Below are 16,657 nucleotides of genomic sequence, written 5' to 3' on the forward strand. Positions count from 1 at the left end.
ACTAACTGTACTAGTACGGGCAGTACAGTTTTTTTGAATGGCTTAAAAATTTGTCATTGACAAATTTCAAAATTGTGTTACTGTATTATTAGAATAATACAAAAAGAGACATCGTAACGGACCGCACTCTGCCGCGTCTTATGTGAGACATTTTACAGACATTTGACGCAAACGCCGTGGGATGTTGATCTGGTGGCGTTATACTGGAACTGAAAAAATGTTCCGGAAGTTGAAGCGTTCGGCGGGGCTGCGTCGTATAGGAGAACAAGACGAAAGAAGGGAACCTGTTATGAAGATCCTGATTACCACAGATTGGTATACGCCTGCGGTAAACGGTGTGGTCACCTCTGTGAAAAACCTGCAGCGGGAGTTGGAGCGCCGGGGCCATGAGGTCCGGATCCTGACGCTGTCCCAGTCGCTCCACTCCTGGTCCCGGGACGGCGTCACCGCCATCGGCTCCGTAAACGCCGGACGGATCTATCCCGGCGCCCGCCTCCGCACCGCCATGGCGGGCCGCTGGGTACGGGAGCTGATGGACTGGCGGCCGGATGTGATCCACTCCCAATGTGAGTTCAGCACCTTTTTCCTGGCCCGCCGCATCGCAGAGGAGCTGGATGTCCCCCTGGTCCACACCTACCACACGGTGTATGAGGACTACACCCACTACTTCTCCCCCAGCGTCCGGTGGGGCCGATGTGCGGTGGCGGCTTTCTCCCGCTGGGTAGCTGCCCAGGTGGACGGCATGATCGCCCCCACCGGCAAGGTGCGGGGACTGTTGCAGGGCTATGGCGTTCGCTGCCCGGTCTTCGTGGTGCCTACGGGCATCGACCTGCGGCGCTTCCAGCAGGAGGGCGATCCCATGCGCCGGGCGGTTCTGCGGGCCAGCCTGGGCATCCCTGCGGAAAACACTGTGCTGGTGTGCGTGGGGCGCCTTGCGGAGGAGAAGAACATCCAGGAGCTGCTGAAGCTCCGGGCCTCCCTGGGCAGCCGCCCTGTGACGCTGTTGCTGGTGGGGGATGGTCCTGACCGGCCCCGGCTGGAGCAGGTGGCCCACGATCTGCGGCTGGAGGCCCCGGCAGTGATCTTTGCCGGCATGGTGCCCCCGGAGGAGGTGCCGGAGTGGTACCGGCTGGGGGACCTGTTCGTCAGCGCCTCCTCCAGCGAGACCCAGGGTCTGACCTACATCGAGGCACTGGCCGCCGGCGTGCCCGCCCTGTGCCGGGCGGATCTCTGCCTGGAGGGCGTCATCCTGGAGGGAGAGAACGGCTGGCAGTACCACAGCACTGTGGAGTTCCGGCAGCGGCTGGAGGAGTTCCTGGCCAGCCCGGAGACCCACGAAGCGCTGAAGCGGCGGGCCGCAGAGAGTGCGGAGCAGTTCTCCGCCCAGCGGTTTGCCCAGCGGGTGGAGCGCATCTATCAGATGCAGCTGGCCCGGCGGGCGGCCAGCTGTGTCCAGGGGGTGACCGCATGAGCCGGGGCGTGGAAAAGACCGCTCTGCAGGCGGCGTCCCTCTTCGGACTGATTTTGTGCGTGCTGACCGGAATCTGGGCCTGGCAGGCAGGACTGCTAACCTCCCAGGAGCGGCTGCAGGCCTTTGTGGCCAGCTGCGGCGCCGCCGGCGGGCTGCTGTTCGTGGCGTTCCAGATGGTGCAGGTAGTGGTGCCGGTGCTGCCCGGCGGCCTGGGCTGCCTGGTGGGCGTGGTGCTGTTCGGCCCGGTGATGGGGTTTGTCTACAATTATGTGGGCATCTGCATCGGTTCGCTGTTGGCCTTTGCCGTGGCGCGCAACTGCGGGCGGCCGCTGTTGAGCCTGCTGTTTTCGGAAAAGCTCATCGCCAAGTACAGCGATTGGACAGAGCGGAATGACCGGTTTGCACGGCTGTTCGCCCTGGCGATCTTTTTCCCGGTGGCGCCGGACGACTTCCTGTGCTATCTGGCGGGTACCACCTCCATGACCTGGCGGCGGTTCACCACCATCATCCTGCTGGGCAAGCCCCTTTCCATCGCCCTGTACAGCCTGGGGCTGACGGTGCTGTTCCAGCAGATCACAGGCTGGCTGGGGTAAAGACATCCGCGGACGGGCGGATCGGTAAAGGAGACACACATGCGCGTTTTTATCTACAATGGCGGCCTGCGCCTGGTCGGCAAAAGCGGTGTGGGACAGGCCATCCTCCACCAGCGGGAGATGCTGCGCCGGGCCCGGATCGACACTGCCGACCATTGGTGCCAGCGGGCCGGGGCCGTCCATATCAACACGGTGCTGCCGGATTCGGTGCTGGCGGCTCTGGCGGCCAAGCTGATGGGGCGGAAGGTCATTTACTACGGCCACTCCACTATGGAGGATTTCCGCAGATCCTTTCGAGGCTCGGACCGGCTGGCACCCCTCTTCCGCAAGTGGATCACCTTCTGCTACAGCCTGGGCGACGTGGTGCTGACCCCCACGGAATACTCCCGCCGTTTGCTGGAGAGCTACGGCCTCAAGCCGCCGGTGTACAGCATTTCCAACGGCGTGGATACAGAGTTCTTCGCGCCGGATCCCACCCGGCGGGCGTCCTTCCGCCGCCGCTGGGGCCTCCGGGAAGGGGAGCGGGCGGTGATTTCCGTGGGTCACACCATTGCCCGGAAGGGACTGCCGGAATTCCTGGAGCTGGCCCGGCGGATGCCGGAGGCCCGTTTCCTCTGGTTCGGCTGGACGGATCCCCATCTGATCCCCAGGAGATCCGGCAGGCCATGGAACAGGCGCCGGAGAATGTGACCTTCGCCGGCTTTGTAGACCGGGAGACGCTGCGGGAGGCATATTGCGGCGCGGATGTATTCGCCTTCATGAGTCATGAGGAGACCGAGGGCATCGTGGTGCTGGAAGCCCTGGCCTGCGGCATTCCCACAGTGGTGCGGGACATCCCTGTTTACAACGGCTGGCTGCGGGAGGGACAGAATGTCTACAAGGCCTCCGGCACAGACGAGTTCCAGCAGAAGGCGGAAGGACTTCTGACAGGGACATTGCCGGATCTGACAGCCGCCGGCCGCCGGGTGGCGGAGGAGCGGAGCCTGTCGGTGATGGGGGAGCGCCTGCGGGAGGTCTACCGGCGGATGGACATTCTGCCGGCAGCGCAGCCGGCGGCAAAAACGAACCTCCCTCAGGCGGAGAGACCCGTACAGCACAGCTTCACACCTTAATTCCCGGTATTCCTACGGGATAAGGATACCCTGGCGAGGGATGGTTCCCCATAGCGCCCGCTTCCATTCCGGTTCTGCGGGCCGCCGATGAAGAGAAAAAGCGCCTCCGGCAAAAGCCGGAGGCGCTTTTGGCGCGTTTACTGGGGCAGCGTCTGGACCACGCCGCGGGCACAGTCCACAGAGACCATGGCACCGTCCTTCAGGCGCTGGACGGCGCCGGCGGCGCCCACGATCACCGCCTTGCCCAACGTCAGGCCCACAGTGGCCGCATGGCCGTTGGTGCCGCTCTCCTCGCTGATGACAGCGGCCGCCTGCCGGATATAGGGCAGGAGGTCGTTGGTGGTGTAGGGCACCACCAGCACATCCCCGGGGCGGAACTTGGCGGCCACATCCTCCAGTGAGCGGCAGACGCACAGGGGGCCGGAGGCGTTGCTGGCCCCCACGCCGACGGCGTTGAGCAGGGCCCCGCCCACCAGATGGACCTTGATCATATTGGTGGTGCCGGAGACACCCACGGGCACACCGGCAGTAATGACCACCAGATCGCCCTGCTTCACGAGTTCTGCCTTCTCTGCCGCCTGGATGGCGAACTCGATCAGCTGGTCGGTGTTCTGGGCATAGGGCATCAGCAGGGGCACCACGCCCCAGTACAGGGCCATCTGCCGCTGGACCCGCTCACTGAGCAGGCAGGCCACCACCGTGGTGCCGGGGCGGAAACGGCTCACCAGCCGGGCGGTGGCACCGCTCTGGCTGACGGTGAGGATGGCATCGGCACCGATGTCCATGGCAGTGGTGCAGGCGGCATGGGCCGTGGCGGCGGCGATGGACAGGCGGCTGGAACCCGGCAGGTTGCGCATCCGCTTGGCGTAGTTGATGTCCGCCTCGGTCCGCAGGGCAATGGCATCCATGGTCTGCACCGCCTCCACGGGGTATTTGCCCGCCGCTGTCTCGCCGGAGAGCATGATGGCGGAGGTTCCGTCGTAGATGGCGTTGGCCACGTCGGTGATCTCCGCCCGGGTGGGGCGGGGATTCTCCATCATAGAGTCCAGCATCTGTGTGGCTGTGATGACAGGCTTGCCGGCGGCCACGCACTGGGCGATCATGTCCTTCTGGATGATGGGAATCTCTGTGAAGTCGATCTCCACGCCCATATCCCCCCGGGCCACCATGATGCCGTCCGCCACGGACAGGATCTCCGCCAGGTTGCTGACCCCCTCCTGGTTTTCAATCTTGGCGATGATCTGGATGGAGGAGTCTGCCTCATCCAGCAGGCGGCGGATCTCCCGCACGTCGTCCGCCGTGCGGACGAAGCTGGCGGCGATGAAGTCAAAGCCCTGTTCCACGCCGAAGAGGATGTCCTCCCGGTCCCGCTGGCTCATGTAGGGCATGGACAGGCGGATGCCCGGCACATTGACGCCCTTGTTGTTTTTCATGGCCCCGTCGTTTTCCACCCGGCAGCGGACGTCCGCCGCTGTGGTCTCCAGCACCGTCAGGCGCACCAGGCCGTCGTCCAGCAGGATGGTGTCGCCGGCCTTCACGTCCCCGGGCAGGTCGGCGTAGGTGATGGAGCAGCCTTGCTCATCCCCCACGATGTCCCGGGTGGTCAGGGTGAACTCCTGGCCGGTCCGCAGCATGACGGAACCTGCGGCGAAGGACTTCAGCCGGACCTCCGGCCCCTTGGTGTCCAGCATGGCGGCCACCGGCAGGCCCAGCTCCGCCCGCAGGGCCTTCAGGGCGTCCAGACGACCCTTGTGCTCCGCGTGGCTGCCGTGGGAGAAATTGAACCGGGCCACGTTCATGCCGGCCTCCAGCATCTGCCGCAGGACGCCCTCCCTGTCCGTGGCCGGACCGAGGGTGCACACGATCTTTGTCTTTCTCATAAATAAAAATCCACCTTTCGGTCAAAAGGGATACAAACTGTAAGACAGTTTATCACAAAGCCGCAGCGCAAAAAAGTGGAAAAGTGTTCAATAAACAAGAGGGATCCGCCAAAAGGCCCGTCAGCGCGGGAAGGCTCACATCCCCAGCTTTTCCCGCAGGGCGGCGATCATCTCTTGATATTCGCCCTCGGAGAGCAGCACCGGCTTCGGATTCGTGATGGCAAAGGAACCGCCGAACTCGAATCCGCCCTCGTATTTGGGTACGATATGGAAGTGCAGGTGGGGATTCGTATCGCCGAAGGAGCCCAGGTTGATCTTGTCGCAGCCCCACAGTTCCTTCACTGCACCGGAGGCCCGGGCCAGATCCCGGGCGAAGGCGGCCAGCTCCTCCGGCCCGCACTCGCACAGCTCCTTCCGGTGGTTCTTCAGCGCCAGGGCGCAGCGGCCCTTGTGGGCCTGATCCTTGAAGAGATAGAGCACACCGGCCTCCATCTCGCCGACCTTGTACATGATGGCCTCCCGGCCCTCGTGATGTTCATCGCAGTAAAAGCATCCCATGGCTAGATCTCCTTTTGTCAGAATACGGAGGAAATTTTCCCCTTATTACCATACAACCCAAAACCGCCGCCGTCAAGCATCAGTTCAGGATTGCGCCGGGGCAGAGGTTCTGGTATCATCAGGGTATCAAGAACGAAGACGGAGGAGGAATCGACATGAAACTCGGCTTGGTGACGGACAGCCTGGTAGACCGCTCCCTGGCAGAGGCAGCGGCCGTCTGCCGGGGACTGGGGCTGGAGCAGGTGGAGTTGGGCTGCGGCAACTGGTCCCCGGCGCCCCATGTGGACCTGAAAGGGCTGACGGCGGACGCCGGTGCCCGGCACCGGCTGCTGGATACTCTGGGGGAAAACGGCCTCACGATCTCCGCCCTGAACTGCTCCGGCAACCCCCTGTTCCCCGGGGAGAAGGGAGCCGGAGACAGGGCGGTGGCGGAGGGCACGTTCCTCCTGGCGGAGCAGCTAGGGGTGGAGACCGTGGTGATGATGAGCGGCCTGCCCGGCGGCTGCCCGGAGGACCGCACTCCCACCTGGATCGTCACGTCCTGGCCGCCGGAGACGGAGGAAATCCTCCGCTACCAGTGGAAGGCGGCCGTCCCGGTGTGGAAGGCGCTGGCCGCCCGGGCCCGGGACCACGGGGTGAAGCGCATCGCCCTGGAGTTCCATGGCTGGCAGCTGGTGTACAATGTGGAGACGCTCCGCCGCCTGCGGAGTGAGGTGGGAGACGACATTCTGGGGGTGAATCTGGACCCCAGCCATCTCTTCTGGATGGGGGCGGACCCCGTGGAGGTGGCCCGCGCCCTGGCGGACTGCATCTACCATGTCCACATCAAGGACGTGCGCCTGGAGCCGGCTGCCGGGCAGAACACCCTGCTGGACACCAAGGGCGTGCTGGAGTTCGCCAGCCGCTCCTGGAACTTCGTCACCCCCGGCACAGGCCACGACGCCGCCTGGTGGCGCCGCTTTCTGGAGACGCTGCAGGACTGCGGCTACGACGGCGCCCTCAGCATCGAACAGGAGGATTACACCATCCCGCTGGAGGAGGCCCTGCAGAAGGCCGTGTCCCTGCTGCGGCAGGCGCTGCCCGCCTGAAATACGCAAAGCCCCGCCTCACGAACGAGGCGGGGCTTTTTTCAGAACAGGATCACCGCAGGAAATTCCAGTACAGGGTAATGGCCGCCGCCAGCAGGAGCTGCACGGCCAGGATCACCGGCACGCCCACCCGAAAGACCCGGTGGAGCGTCTTGTGGCGGAAGAGGTACATCCCCAGCAGGGCACCCACGCTGCCGCCCACCACGGCCAGAAGCAACAGATTTTTCTCCGGCACCCGCTGGCGGAACCGGGGGTGTTTGGCCAGGAGCTTGTCTACGCCGAAGATCAAAAAGGTCACAGTGTTGATGAGCACCAGCCAGGCGGCCAGCAGCCCCAGGGGAGAGCCGATGAAGGCAACGATACGGTCATTGTGCTCTGTGGGCAGATAGAGTGTCTTTTCTTCCATAACGGCCGCCTCCTGAAACAGCACTGGACTGGCCGGGAGTTCCCAGCCAGTCCAGTGTAGCAGAAGTTTCAGTTTTTGGCAAGCTTGCTGAGTTCCACAGCAGTGGCTGCCGCCAGCTTGGCGTTGTTGTACACCAGCTGGATATTGGAGGCCAGGGAGTCGCCGCCGGTCAGATCCTTGATCTTGGCCAGCAGGAAAGGCGTGGTCTCCTTGCCGTGGATGCCCTGAGCCTTGGCCTCCTCCACGGCCTCGTCGATGGCCTTGTTGATGACATCCGCGTCCATGGAGTACTCCTCCGGGATGGGGTTGGTCACCAGCATGCCGCCGCCCAGGCCCATATCCTGCTTGACATAAAAGGCTTTGGCCAGCTCCGCCGGGGTGTCGATCTCATAGTCCACGGCAAAGCCGCTCTTCCGGGTGTAGAAGGCGGGCAGCTCGCGGGTGCCGTAGCCGATGACGGGCACGCCGTGGGTCTCCAGGTACTCCAGGGTCAGCCCCAGGTCCAGAATGGACTTGGCGCCGGCACAGACCACCATCACGGGGGTGTGGGCCAGCTCCTCCAGATCGGCGGAGATGTCCATGGTGGTCTCAGCCCCCCGGTGCACGCCGCCGATGCCGCCGGTGGCGAACACGGAGATCCCGGCCATGTGGGCGATAATCATGGTAGTGGTGACAGTGGTGGCGCCGTCCCTGCCCTCCGCCACCAGCACGGGCAGATCCCGACGGCTGGCCTTGGCCACGGCAGGGCCGGTCTTGCCCAGGTAGTCGATCTCCTCGGGAGAGAGGCCGGCCTTCAGCCGCCCGCCGATGACGGCGATGGTGGCAGGGGTGGCGCCGTGTTCCCGGATGATCTTCTCCACGTTCAGGGCCGTCTCCACATTCTGGGGATAGGGCATGCCGTGGGAGATGATGGTGGATTCCAGTGCCACCACGGGACGACCCTCGTCCAGGGCCTTCTGCACTTCAGGGGCGATGTCGAGATACTTGTTCAGAGCCATGATAAAAACCTCCAGATTTGAATTTTGGTTATTCGATGGGGAATGGGGTGTCAGGAATTGGAAATGGGGGGACCGGGAACTTTAAAGCCCAGCCCGCAGCTTCAGCGCTTCCGCGCTCATGGCGGGGTTGATGGTCTCCGCCCCCTCCATGGCGATGGCGGAGGCTGCCAGACCCGCCTTGGCGGTGCCCGTCAGATCCGTGCCCGCAAGATAGGCCCAGGTGATGGCTGCCATGAAGGCATCCCCGCAGCCGGTGGTGTTCACCATCTCCGCCGGCAGGACGGGCAGGTGCACCCGCTCCCCGGAACGGTCGGCGGCGAACACGCCGTCTCCGCCTAGAGAGATGAATACCCGGTGAAGACCGGTGGCCAGCAGGGCGTCCGCGGCGGCGCGCAGGCTGGCCTCATCGGTGATGGCCACGCCGGAGAGCAGCTCCGCCTCGATGCGGTTGGGCTTGAGGGTGTGGAGCCTGCCCAGCACCGGCTGCAACTTCACCGCCTTGGCGGTGGAGACCGGGTCGGCAAAGATAGGCACCGGGCAGTTCTCTGCCAGATAGGCGATGCTCTCCGCGGGAATATTGGTGTCGATCACCAGCACCTGGCTGCCGGACAGCAGCTTCTGCCGCTGAGAGAGCAGCTGGGGTGTCAGATGGCGGTAGATGTCCATGTCACTGACCGCCAGCAGCATGTCGCCCTTCTCGTCATTGATGAAGAGATAAGTGGAGGTGTGCCCCTCCGGGATCACCGGGGATTGGGAGATGTCGATGCCCAGTTCCCCGCAGCTGGCGGCGATCTTCTGGGCGTACAGGTCGTCGCCGAAGGCGGTGACCATCCGCACGTCCAGGCCCAGAAGGCTCATGTTGTGGGCGATGTTCCGGCCCACGCCGCCCAGACTCATCCGCACCGCGCCGGGGTTGGAGTCCCGGTCCACCGGCACCTCCGACGGCCAGCCGCCGATGTCCATGTTGACGCCGCCCACCACCGTGACATAGGGCGCTGTATGGACGATGTAGCCTTTGCCGGTGATGTAGCCCTTCTTCATCAGGTTGGAGATGTGCACCGCCACGGAGGACCGGGTGATGCCGGCCTTCTCCGCCAGTTCCTGCTGGGAGATGAGAGGGTTTTCTTCGATCCAGTTCAGAATCTGCCGTTCCCGCTGGGTCATGGCGCCGCCTCCTTGTAAGCAAAAATTAAGATATATAATCTAATGCTTAGTTTATCTGTTTTTTTGAAAAAGTCAAGACCCAATTTTTAGCCGTCAGCCGTCTGTGGGACGGGGATGCCCGCTTCGCCTGCCGCAGGTACCGGACAGAGAGGTGCTGATGGGGCGGGAGCTTCATGTTCTCCCAGCGGAATAAAAATCGCGCCGGAAGTGGAACCAAACCGCCGCCTTTGCCGACTATACAGGCAGAGGAGGCGATGCTTCATGAAAAAATGGTGCCTGTTTTTGAGCCTGTATTTCTGTATCTGTCTGCTGGCAGCCTGCGCCGGAGGGGACGTCTCCGCCGGTGCGGGGGCCGATTCCGGCGGCACACCCGCGGAGGAGACCCGGACCGGAGGAGAGACGACGGAGCCCGGCCGGGTGACGGAGACCTTCCGGCTGGTGACTGTGGGGGACGGCGATGATCCGGCTTCTGTGCTGGCCGGGACGGACGGCGGGGCCGGAGCTGTGTACACCCTGGACCTCTTCAGTGTGGAAGACCTGACTATCGAGGGATACACCCAGGAGGAGATGGACCTGCTGGACTGGTCTCCCATGCCTGGCGCTCTGGTGGAGGTCACCTGGGACGGCTCCGTCATGGAGTCCTACCCCATGCGGTTCGGCACGGTGGCCTCCGTTCGCATCCTGGAGGACGGCTTTGACGATCTGTGCCGGCTGCACCTGGACGTGCTGAACGATCTCTGGGAGGTGGACCCCAGCCTGAATGATGGCATCACGGAGCTGGGGGTGGACCTGTCCGGGACCTCCCTGCCGGAAAGCGAACAGGCCGCGGTGGCCTATGCCTTCGGCTCCGCCCACGGGCTGATGGCTATGGAGGGCACATATCAGGACTTCGTGGACAGCGGGTATATCGACGGGGAAGCACTGTTCTGGAAGGACGGCTGCCTGTTCTCCGTCAAAGAGACCCAGGATGAAAACCCGGTGACCTTTAATCTGCCCAGTTTCGGTCCTGGGGACGAGATGCCGGACTACAGTGGCGTCCGCTTTGACGCGGAGAAGTGGCGCAGCGGCCTGGGGGCCTATTTCTTCACAGACTGCACCGCTGTCCGAAATGGCGGCGGCCAGTGGGGCGATTACACCGTGGGGGCGGAGGCGATCGCCTGAAAACCGGGAAAACGCCCGTTCCCTCTTGTAAAACTATTTGAAATGGAGTACAATATCCATGATTATGCAGCCATTTCCAGCAAAAACAAGAAAACGGGTGAAGTTTATGAGCTATACGAAAATCGCGGCCATCTACGCCGACAGCGAGGCACTCTCCGGCCAGACGGTCACCGTGGGCGGCTGGGTCCGCACCATCCGGGACATGAAGACCTTCGGCTTCATCGAGCTGAACGACGGGTCCTGCTTCAAGAATCTCCAGGTGGTCATGGAGGCCGGGACGCTGGAGAACTATAAGGATATCGCCGCCCAGAACGTGGGCGCCGCCCTGATCGTCACCGGCACCGTCGTCCTGACGCCGGAGGCCAAGCAGCCCCTGGAGCTGAAGGCCGCCTCCATCGAGGTGGAGGGCACCTCCACCTCCGACTACCCCTGCAGAAAAAGCGCCACAGCGTGGAGTTTCTGCGTACCATCCAGCACCTGCGGCCCCGGACGAACCTGTTTTCCGCCGTGTTCCGGGTGCGGAGCGTGGCGGCCTACGCCATTCATCAGTTCTTCCAGGAGCGGGGCTTCGTCTACGTCCACACCCCCATCATCACTGCCAGCGACTGTGAGGGCGCCGGCGAGATGTTCCGGGTCACCACGCTGGACCCCAAAAATCCGCCCATGACCGAGGATGGGGAGGTGGACTTCTCCCAGGACTTCTTCGGTAAACCTGCGAACCTCACCGTCTCCGGCCAGTTGAACGCGGAGAACTTCGCCATGGCCTTCGGGGACGTATATACCTTCGGCCCCACCTTCCGGGCGGAGAACTCCAACACCCAGCGCCACGCCGCCGAGTTCTGGATGATCGAGCCGGAAATGGCCTTCACAGACCTGAAGGGCGATATGGATGTGGCGGAGGCCATGATCAAGTTCGTCATCCGTCAGGTGATGGAAAAGTGCCCTCAGGAGCTGGCCTTTTTCAACAGCTTCGTGGACAAGGGCCTGCTGGAGCGGCTGGAGCACGTGGCCTCCTCTGACTTCGGCCGGGTGACCTATACCGAGGCAGTGGCGATTCTGGAGCAGCACAACGACCTGTTTGACTACAAGGTCTCCTGGGGCTGCGACCTGCAGACGGAACACGAGCGGTATCTCACCGAGCAGGTGTACAAGAAGCCGGTGTTCGTCACGGATTATCCCAAGGAGATCAAGGCGTTCTACATGCGCCTCAACGACGATGGGAAAACCGTGGCCGCGGCGGACTGCCTGGTACCCGGCATCGGCGAGATCATCGGCGGCAGCCAGCGCGAGGAGCGGCTGGAAATCCTGGAAAGCCGCATCCGGGAGCTGGGCATGAACCCCAAGGACTACTGGTGGTACTGCGACCTGCGGCGCTACGGCTCCTGCAAGCACGCGGGCTTCGGCCTGGGTTTTGAACGGCTGGTGATGTACCTCACCGGCGTCAGCAACATCCGGGACGTCCTGCCCCACCCGAGAACGGTCGGCAGTGCGGACTTTTAAAAAATAAAATCGACTCCGGCGCCCTGTCCATCTGCTTGGACAGGGCGCCGTTTTTTGCGGTTGTGGGGACGGAGGGCGGTACCCTTCTGCGCATTGCCGGCGGTCCGCTGCAACAGTTTTTCTTGAGGAGAGGCGGGGCCCTAGTGTATAGTTAGGAAAAACTCAAAAGGAGGAAAAAAATGGAAAGCGATACAATGGAACTTCTGCGCCTGATGCTGGCGCATCTGCGGCCCAGGCTTCAGGGACGGGACGAAGAGTGGCAGGCGCTGGAGCGGAAGCAGCAAGAACTGATGGCCAGCTTCCGGGAAACCCACGGCGGGGACGTGCCGCTGCTGGAGGAGGTCCTGGAGATGGAGGACGCCTGGGCTGGCGCGGGAGAACGGGCCTGCGCCGCCCACTTCTTTCTGGGGCTGCAAATGGGCCTGGACCTGGGGAAGCTGAACTATCTGCGGGAGGAATAGGCGCTGCCCCGGAGTGCGCGTGAAAGAGAGCGCCCGGACCACGTGGCCCGGGCGCTCTCTTTCAGTTAGATGAAGAACTGTGCCGGATCAGGCCAGCACCCGCACGCAGCGGTCGATGAGGGTCATGTGGACCGCTTCGCCCTCTGCGAAGCGCTTGGACAGCTGGGGGTTGTAGACCTCCACGATGATGGGCTGGTCGCCCAGCATGACCTCGTACTCCACTTTGGCACCGTAGTAAGTGGCCCGGGAGACACGGCCGGACAGGGGGCCCTCTTCCTCAGAGAGGAGAATAGACTCCGGACGAACCGCCAGGCAGCAGGGGCCGTCCTTCTGGACGCCCTCCATCTTGCCGGGGGCGGGGATGGGGAAGGTGTGGCCGCCCACTTCCACCAGGGCGTTCTCGCCGTCCATGCCGCGGAAGGTGCCGTCGATGAAGTTGGCCTTGCCGATGAAGTTGGCCACGAACCGGCTGTTGGGCTGCTCATAGATCTCTGTGGGCGTGCCCTGCTGGCAGATGACGCCGTCCTTCATGATGACCACCCGGTCGGAGATGGCCATGGCCTCGGACTGGTCATGGGTGACATAAAGGGAGGTGATGCCCAGCCGTTTCTGAAGGGCCCGGAGCTCGTCCCGCATGCTCTCCCGCAGCTTGGCGTCCAAGTTGGACAGGGGCTCGTCAAACAACAGCACGCTGGGCTCAATGACCACGGCGCGGGCCAGGGCCACCCGCTGCTGCTGTCCGCCGGAGAGCTGGTTGGGGAACCGGCGCTCCATACCGGTCAGCTGCATCAGCTCCATGACGGCGTTGGTGCGGCGGACCACCTCATCCTGGGAGACCTTGGCCACTTTCAGACCGTAGGCCACGTTCTCCCAGATGTTCAGATGGGGGAACAGAGCGTAGCTCTGGAACACCATGGAGATGCCCCGCTTGTTGGGGGGGATCTTGGCAACATCCCGCTCACCGATAAACACGCTGCCGCTGGTGGGGTACTCAAAGCCGGAGATCATCCGCAGCGTGGTGGTTTTGCCGCAGCCGGAAGGGCCCAGCAGCGTCACCATCTCGCCGTCCTGGATGTTCAGGTTGATGTGGTCCACAGCCACGAAATCCTTGCCGGTATCCGGCTGCTGGAAGATCTTGGTGATCTCTTTTAAAACCACGCCGGAGCTCTTTTTGCCCAGCGCCGACTTTTCCATCTGCTTGCTCATTTTGTTTCCTCCGTTTTCTCGTGAATGCCTGCGCCCTTGGGCACCCTGGAGCGGGGGGCCAGCAGCAGGTTGATCAATCCGTTGAAAATGCCGATAAACACCAGCAGGATTACGACCATCATGGTGACGAAGGCCGCAGCCTGGCTGTATTTTGCCTGGTCAAAGAGCGTGTAGATCTTGCTGGTGACCAGATCCCAGCGGGGAGAGACCAGGAAGATGATGGCGCTGACGGCAGTGATGGCCTTCACGAAGGAGTACACCAGGCCGGAGAAGAAGGCGTTGCGCAGCATAGGCAGGGAGATCCGGCGGAAGGAGTAGCCGCTGCCGGCACCCAGAATGGTGGAGGCCTCTTCAATGGAGTTGTCGATCTGCAGCAGCGTGGTGGTGCCGGACTCAATCGCCACCGGCATATTCCGGAACACGAACACGATCACCAGGATGGCAGCGGTGCCGGTGAGCACTAGGAAGCCGGTGTTGAAGGCCAGGATGTAGGCGATGCCCAGCACAGTGCCGGGGACGGCGAACATCAGAACAGAGGACACCTCGATAAACCGTTTGCCGTAGTAGTCCCGCTTGGCGGTGATGTAGGCGATGACCATGCCCAGCAGGCCGCCGATCAGCGCTCCGATCAGACCCAGGATAATGGAGTTCCGCAGGCTGTCCCAGCCCTGCTGCAAGGCGCGGGTGTACTGGTCCAGGGTGAGGGTGTAGTCGTAGCCCCAGGTCTTGACGAAGGAACCAAAGACCACTGTGCCGTAGAACAGGATGATGACCGCGGCCACCACCAGGCAGACAGCGAACAGGGGCCATTTGATATGGGGCTCATCGATGAGCTTGCGGGCCTGGGTGGGCTTGCCCGTGACGGTGACGAAACTCTTTTTGTTGACCCAGTATTTGTTCAGCAGATAGGCCAGCATGGTAGGCACCAGCATCAAAAGCGCCAGCACGGAGCCCTTCTGCATGTCATAGCTGCCGGTGATGGTTTGATAGACTTCCACAGATAAGGTGGTGAAATCGCCGCCGATGGTGGCGGGATTGGAGAAGTCCTCCAGAGACTGGATGAACACCAGCAGGCAGCCGGAGATGATGCCCGGCAGGGACAGCGGAAAGGTGACCGTCCAGAAGGTGTGCCACCGGCTGGCGCCCATGTTGCAGGCGGCGTCCTCCACCGATGCGTCGATGGAGGAGAGGATGCCGGAGAGGGTCATATAGGCGATGGGGAAGAAACTCAGCACCTGCACCACGATCAGGCTGCCCATGCCGTAGACGTCGTTGTCCGTGATCTTCAGCAGCCCGTTGGTAATCAGCCCCTGCCGCCCGAACAGAAAGATGATGGACAGGCACAGAATGAAGGGCGGGGACAGGATGGGCAGGGTGGCGATGGTCTTCAGAAAGCCCTTGCAGGGGACGTTTGTGCGGGTGATGGTATAGGCGAAGATGTAGCCGATGAAGGTGGCGATCACTGCCACGATCACTCCCAGCACCATGGTGCGGCCGAACGTCTTTAAATACCGGGAGGTGGAAAAGATCTCCGCCGCGGTAGCCAGGGAGAAAGTCCCGGACGCATCGGTCAGGCTGAAGAGCAGAATCTTCACCAGGGGATAGATGACGAATAAAAGCAGGAGCACGATGACCGTAAGGATCGAGATCAGCATGATGGGCTGACGCATGATCATCTTGGATTCGTTCCGCCTTTTCAGGCGGGCGGCGCTTTTGCCGCCCGAACCAGCAGCGTTTGCCATTTGGGTTCCTCCTGTTGATTTTCAAGCGTTTGGCAAGAGGACTTCCTCCCCGCCGGGGAGGAAGTCCTGCAGGCATAGAGAGAATCTTCCGGAATTACTCCAGATTTTCAGAGCTGGCGATGTTCGCCTCGAACTGCGCGACGAACTCGTCCTTGTGCTCGGCAGCCCAGACGGCATCATAGTCGATGACGGCCACGGAGTCCAGCGTCACCAGACCCTCGGCCGGAGTGGCCTGGGAGTTGGTGGGCACCCGGAAGGAATTGTTCTCGGCATACAGGTTCTGACCCTCTGCAGAGCACATGAAGTCGATGAACTTCTTGGCGTTTTCCTGCTCGTCAGCGGGACCGCCCTTGATCAGGGCCATGGCACCCACCTCATAGCCGGTGCCGTCGGTGGGGAAGGACAGCTCGATGGGATAGCCCTCGGTGGTGGGCTGCAGACCGTCGTGAGAGAAGGTCAGGGCAATGGCCGCCTCGCCCAGGGCCACGCCGTTGGGAGCGGCGGAACCGGACTTGGTGTACTGGGACATGTTCTTGTCCAGCTCCTTCAGGTAATCCCACACGGCATCCTCACCCTTCAGCTGGATCAGCGTGGCCAGAACGGTGTAGGCGGTGCCGGAGGTGGCGGGGTGGGCCATAATGATCATATCCTGATACTTGGGATCCAGCAGGTCATCCCAGCTGGTGGGATAATCATACCCTTTGTCCGCGAACCAGTCCTTGTTGCAGGCGAAGGCGATGGCGCCCACATAGATGGGGTTCCACACGCCGTCGGGGTCCAGATAGTTCTCCGGGGTGTTGGACAGCTCGGGGGACTGATAGGCCTCCAGCAGGCCCTGGTTGGAGGCGGCGATGTAGTTGTCGGTGGAGCCGCCGAACATCAGGGAGGCCTGGGGATTGTCCTTCTCAGCAGCCACGCGGGTCAGCATCTCACCGGCGGAGAGCCGCAGAGCGTTGACCTTGATGCCGGTGGCCTCCTCAAACGCGTTGAAGTAGTAGGCCACCTCGGCCTCGGGGAATGCCGTGTAGACGGTCAGCTCGTTGCTGCCGCTGGACTCCCCACCGTCCCCTTCGGAGGAGGTGTCACTGTTGCCGCCGCCGCAGGCGGTGAGCATTCCCAGCGTCATAGCCAGGGTAAGGAGCAGCGCGAATAGACGTTTGCTCTGTTTCATAAGAGTGTCTCCTTTTCACCAATTTTAGGTTCCGGATCCTCCGGGATTTTAGGGATATTGTAGCATCTCCGGAAAAGAGTGTCAATAATTGGTAACGTTTGCACACAGGAGAAACCCCATAAGGCAAAGACAAAAATAGAAAAAAT

Annotated in this window: 15 protein-coding genes and 1 pseudogene; 8 read left to right on the forward strand and 8 right to left on the reverse strand. The window is 62.4% G+C overall.

Annotated features, from left to right (window positions below):
- The first annotated feature begins 289 nt into the window (after window positions 1-289).
- The 4 genes from EIO64_RS13165 to EIO64_RS13180 are packed head-to-tail and all read left to right on the forward strand — an operon-like array spanning window position 290 to window position 3,176.
- Window positions 290-1,471: a glycosyltransferase family 4 protein gene (locus tag EIO64_RS13165; protein WP_119310559.1), complete on the forward strand. Its 1,182-nt coding sequence runs from the start codon at window positions 290-292 to the stop codon at window positions 1,469-1,471.
- Window positions 1,468-2,064 (forward strand): TVP38/TMEM64 family protein, encoded by a 597-nt coding sequence (locus EIO64_RS13170; RefSeq protein ID WP_021749049.1) that lies wholly within the window; start codon window positions 1,468-1,470, stop codon window positions 2,062-2,064. The genes EIO64_RS13165 and EIO64_RS13170 overlap by 4 nt, the downstream gene beginning before the upstream one ends.
- 39 nt (window positions 2,065-2,103) lie before the next feature.
- On the forward strand, window positions 2,104-2,754 hold the full coding sequence (locus EIO64_RS13175; RefSeq protein ID WP_249390676.1) for a glycosyltransferase: 651 nt from the start codon (window positions 2,104-2,106) through the stop codon (window positions 2,752-2,754).
- Window positions 2,730-3,176: a glycosyltransferase gene (locus EIO64_RS13180; RefSeq protein WP_249390677.1), complete on the forward strand. Its 447-nt coding sequence runs from the start codon at window positions 2,730-2,732 to the stop codon at window positions 3,174-3,176. Before EIO64_RS13175 ends, EIO64_RS13180 begins: the two co-directional genes overlap by 25 nt.
- 137 nt (window positions 3,177-3,313) lie before the next feature.
- Here the strand turns inward: EIO64_RS13180 and pyk are convergent, their stop codons facing one another.
- A complete protein-coding gene (pyk, locus tag EIO64_RS13185) occupies window positions 3,314-5,056 on the reverse strand; it encodes a pyruvate kinase (protein ID WP_021749051.1) in 1,743 nt (580 codons plus the stop codon).
- A gap of 135 nt (window positions 5,057-5,191) precedes the next feature.
- A complete protein-coding gene (locus EIO64_RS13190; protein ID WP_119310561.1) occupies window positions 5,192-5,614 on the reverse strand; it encodes an HIT family protein in 423 nt (140 codons plus the stop codon).
- 155 nt (window positions 5,615-5,769) lie between these two features.
- On the opposite strand from EIO64_RS13190, the gene EIO64_RS13195 reads away from it, so the two are divergent.
- A complete protein-coding gene (locus EIO64_RS13195) occupies window positions 5,770-6,702 on the forward strand; it encodes a sugar phosphate isomerase/epimerase family protein (protein WP_119310562.1) in 933 nt (310 codons plus the stop codon).
- Window positions 6,703-6,754: 52 nt separating this feature from the next.
- Here EIO64_RS13195 and EIO64_RS13200 read toward each other — a convergent pair whose 3' ends face one another.
- From EIO64_RS13200 to EIO64_RS13210, 3 genes are all read right to left on the reverse strand, one after another.
- On the reverse strand, window positions 6,755-7,108 hold the full coding sequence (locus EIO64_RS13200; RefSeq protein ID WP_119310563.1) for a DUF1294 domain-containing protein: 354 nt from the start codon (window positions 7,106-7,108) through the stop codon (window positions 6,755-6,757).
- Between the two features lie 68 nt (window positions 7,109-7,176).
- On the reverse strand, window positions 7,177-8,106 hold the full coding sequence (locus tag EIO64_RS13205; protein ID WP_021749055.1) for a pseudouridine-5'-phosphate glycosidase: 930 nt from the start codon (window positions 8,104-8,106) through the stop codon (window positions 7,177-7,179).
- Window positions 8,107-8,187: 81 nt separating this feature from the next.
- Window positions 8,188-9,270, reverse strand: coding sequence for a PfkB family carbohydrate kinase (locus EIO64_RS13210; protein ID WP_021749056.1), 1,083 nt, complete (start codon window positions 9,268-9,270; stop codon window positions 8,188-8,190).
- A 261-nt stretch (window positions 9,271-9,531) separates the two neighbouring features.
- On the opposite strand from EIO64_RS13210, the gene EIO64_RS13215 reads away from it, so the two are divergent.
- From EIO64_RS13215 to EIO64_RS13225, 3 genes and pseudogenes are all read left to right on the forward strand, one after another.
- Window positions 9,532-10,431 (forward strand): hypothetical protein, encoded by a 900-nt coding sequence (locus tag EIO64_RS13215; protein ID WP_119310564.1) that lies wholly within the window; start codon window positions 9,532-9,534, stop codon window positions 10,429-10,431.
- 106 nt (window positions 10,432-10,537) lie between these two features.
- Window positions 10,538-11,931, forward strand: a pseudogene (gene asnS, locus EIO64_RS13220) (asparagine--tRNA ligase).
- A gap of 179 nt (window positions 11,932-12,110) precedes the next feature.
- Window positions 12,111-12,392: a hypothetical protein gene (locus EIO64_RS13225; protein ID WP_021749060.1), complete on the forward strand. Its 282-nt coding sequence runs from the start codon at window positions 12,111-12,113 to the stop codon at window positions 12,390-12,392.
- An 87-nt stretch (window positions 12,393-12,479) separates the two neighbouring features.
- Here EIO64_RS13225 and EIO64_RS13230 read toward each other — a convergent pair whose 3' ends face one another.
- The 3 genes from EIO64_RS13230 to EIO64_RS13240 all read right to left on the reverse strand — a co-directional run bounded on the left by EIO64_RS13230 (window position 12,480) and on the right by EIO64_RS13240 (window position 16,511).
- Window positions 12,480-13,598, reverse strand: a complete 1,119-nt coding sequence (locus EIO64_RS13230; RefSeq protein WP_021749061.1) for an ABC transporter ATP-binding protein — start codon at window positions 13,596-13,598, stop codon at window positions 12,480-12,482.
- Window positions 13,595-15,340 (reverse strand): ABC transporter permease, encoded by a 1,746-nt coding sequence (locus EIO64_RS13235; RefSeq protein WP_021749062.1) that lies wholly within the window; start codon window positions 15,338-15,340, stop codon window positions 13,595-13,597. Before EIO64_RS13235 ends, EIO64_RS13230 begins: the two co-directional genes overlap by 4 nt.
- Before the next feature lie 94 nt (window positions 15,341-15,434).
- Window positions 15,435-16,511 (reverse strand): ABC transporter substrate-binding protein, encoded by a 1,077-nt coding sequence (locus tag EIO64_RS13240; protein WP_203005769.1) that lies wholly within the window; start codon window positions 16,509-16,511, stop codon window positions 15,435-15,437.
- Window positions 16,512-16,657: the final 146 nt, after the last annotated feature.

The organism is Dysosmobacter welbionis (assembly GCF_005121165.3).
Taxonomy (GTDB): Bacteria; Bacillota; Clostridia; order Oscillospirales; family Oscillospiraceae; genus Oscillibacter; species Oscillibacter welbionis.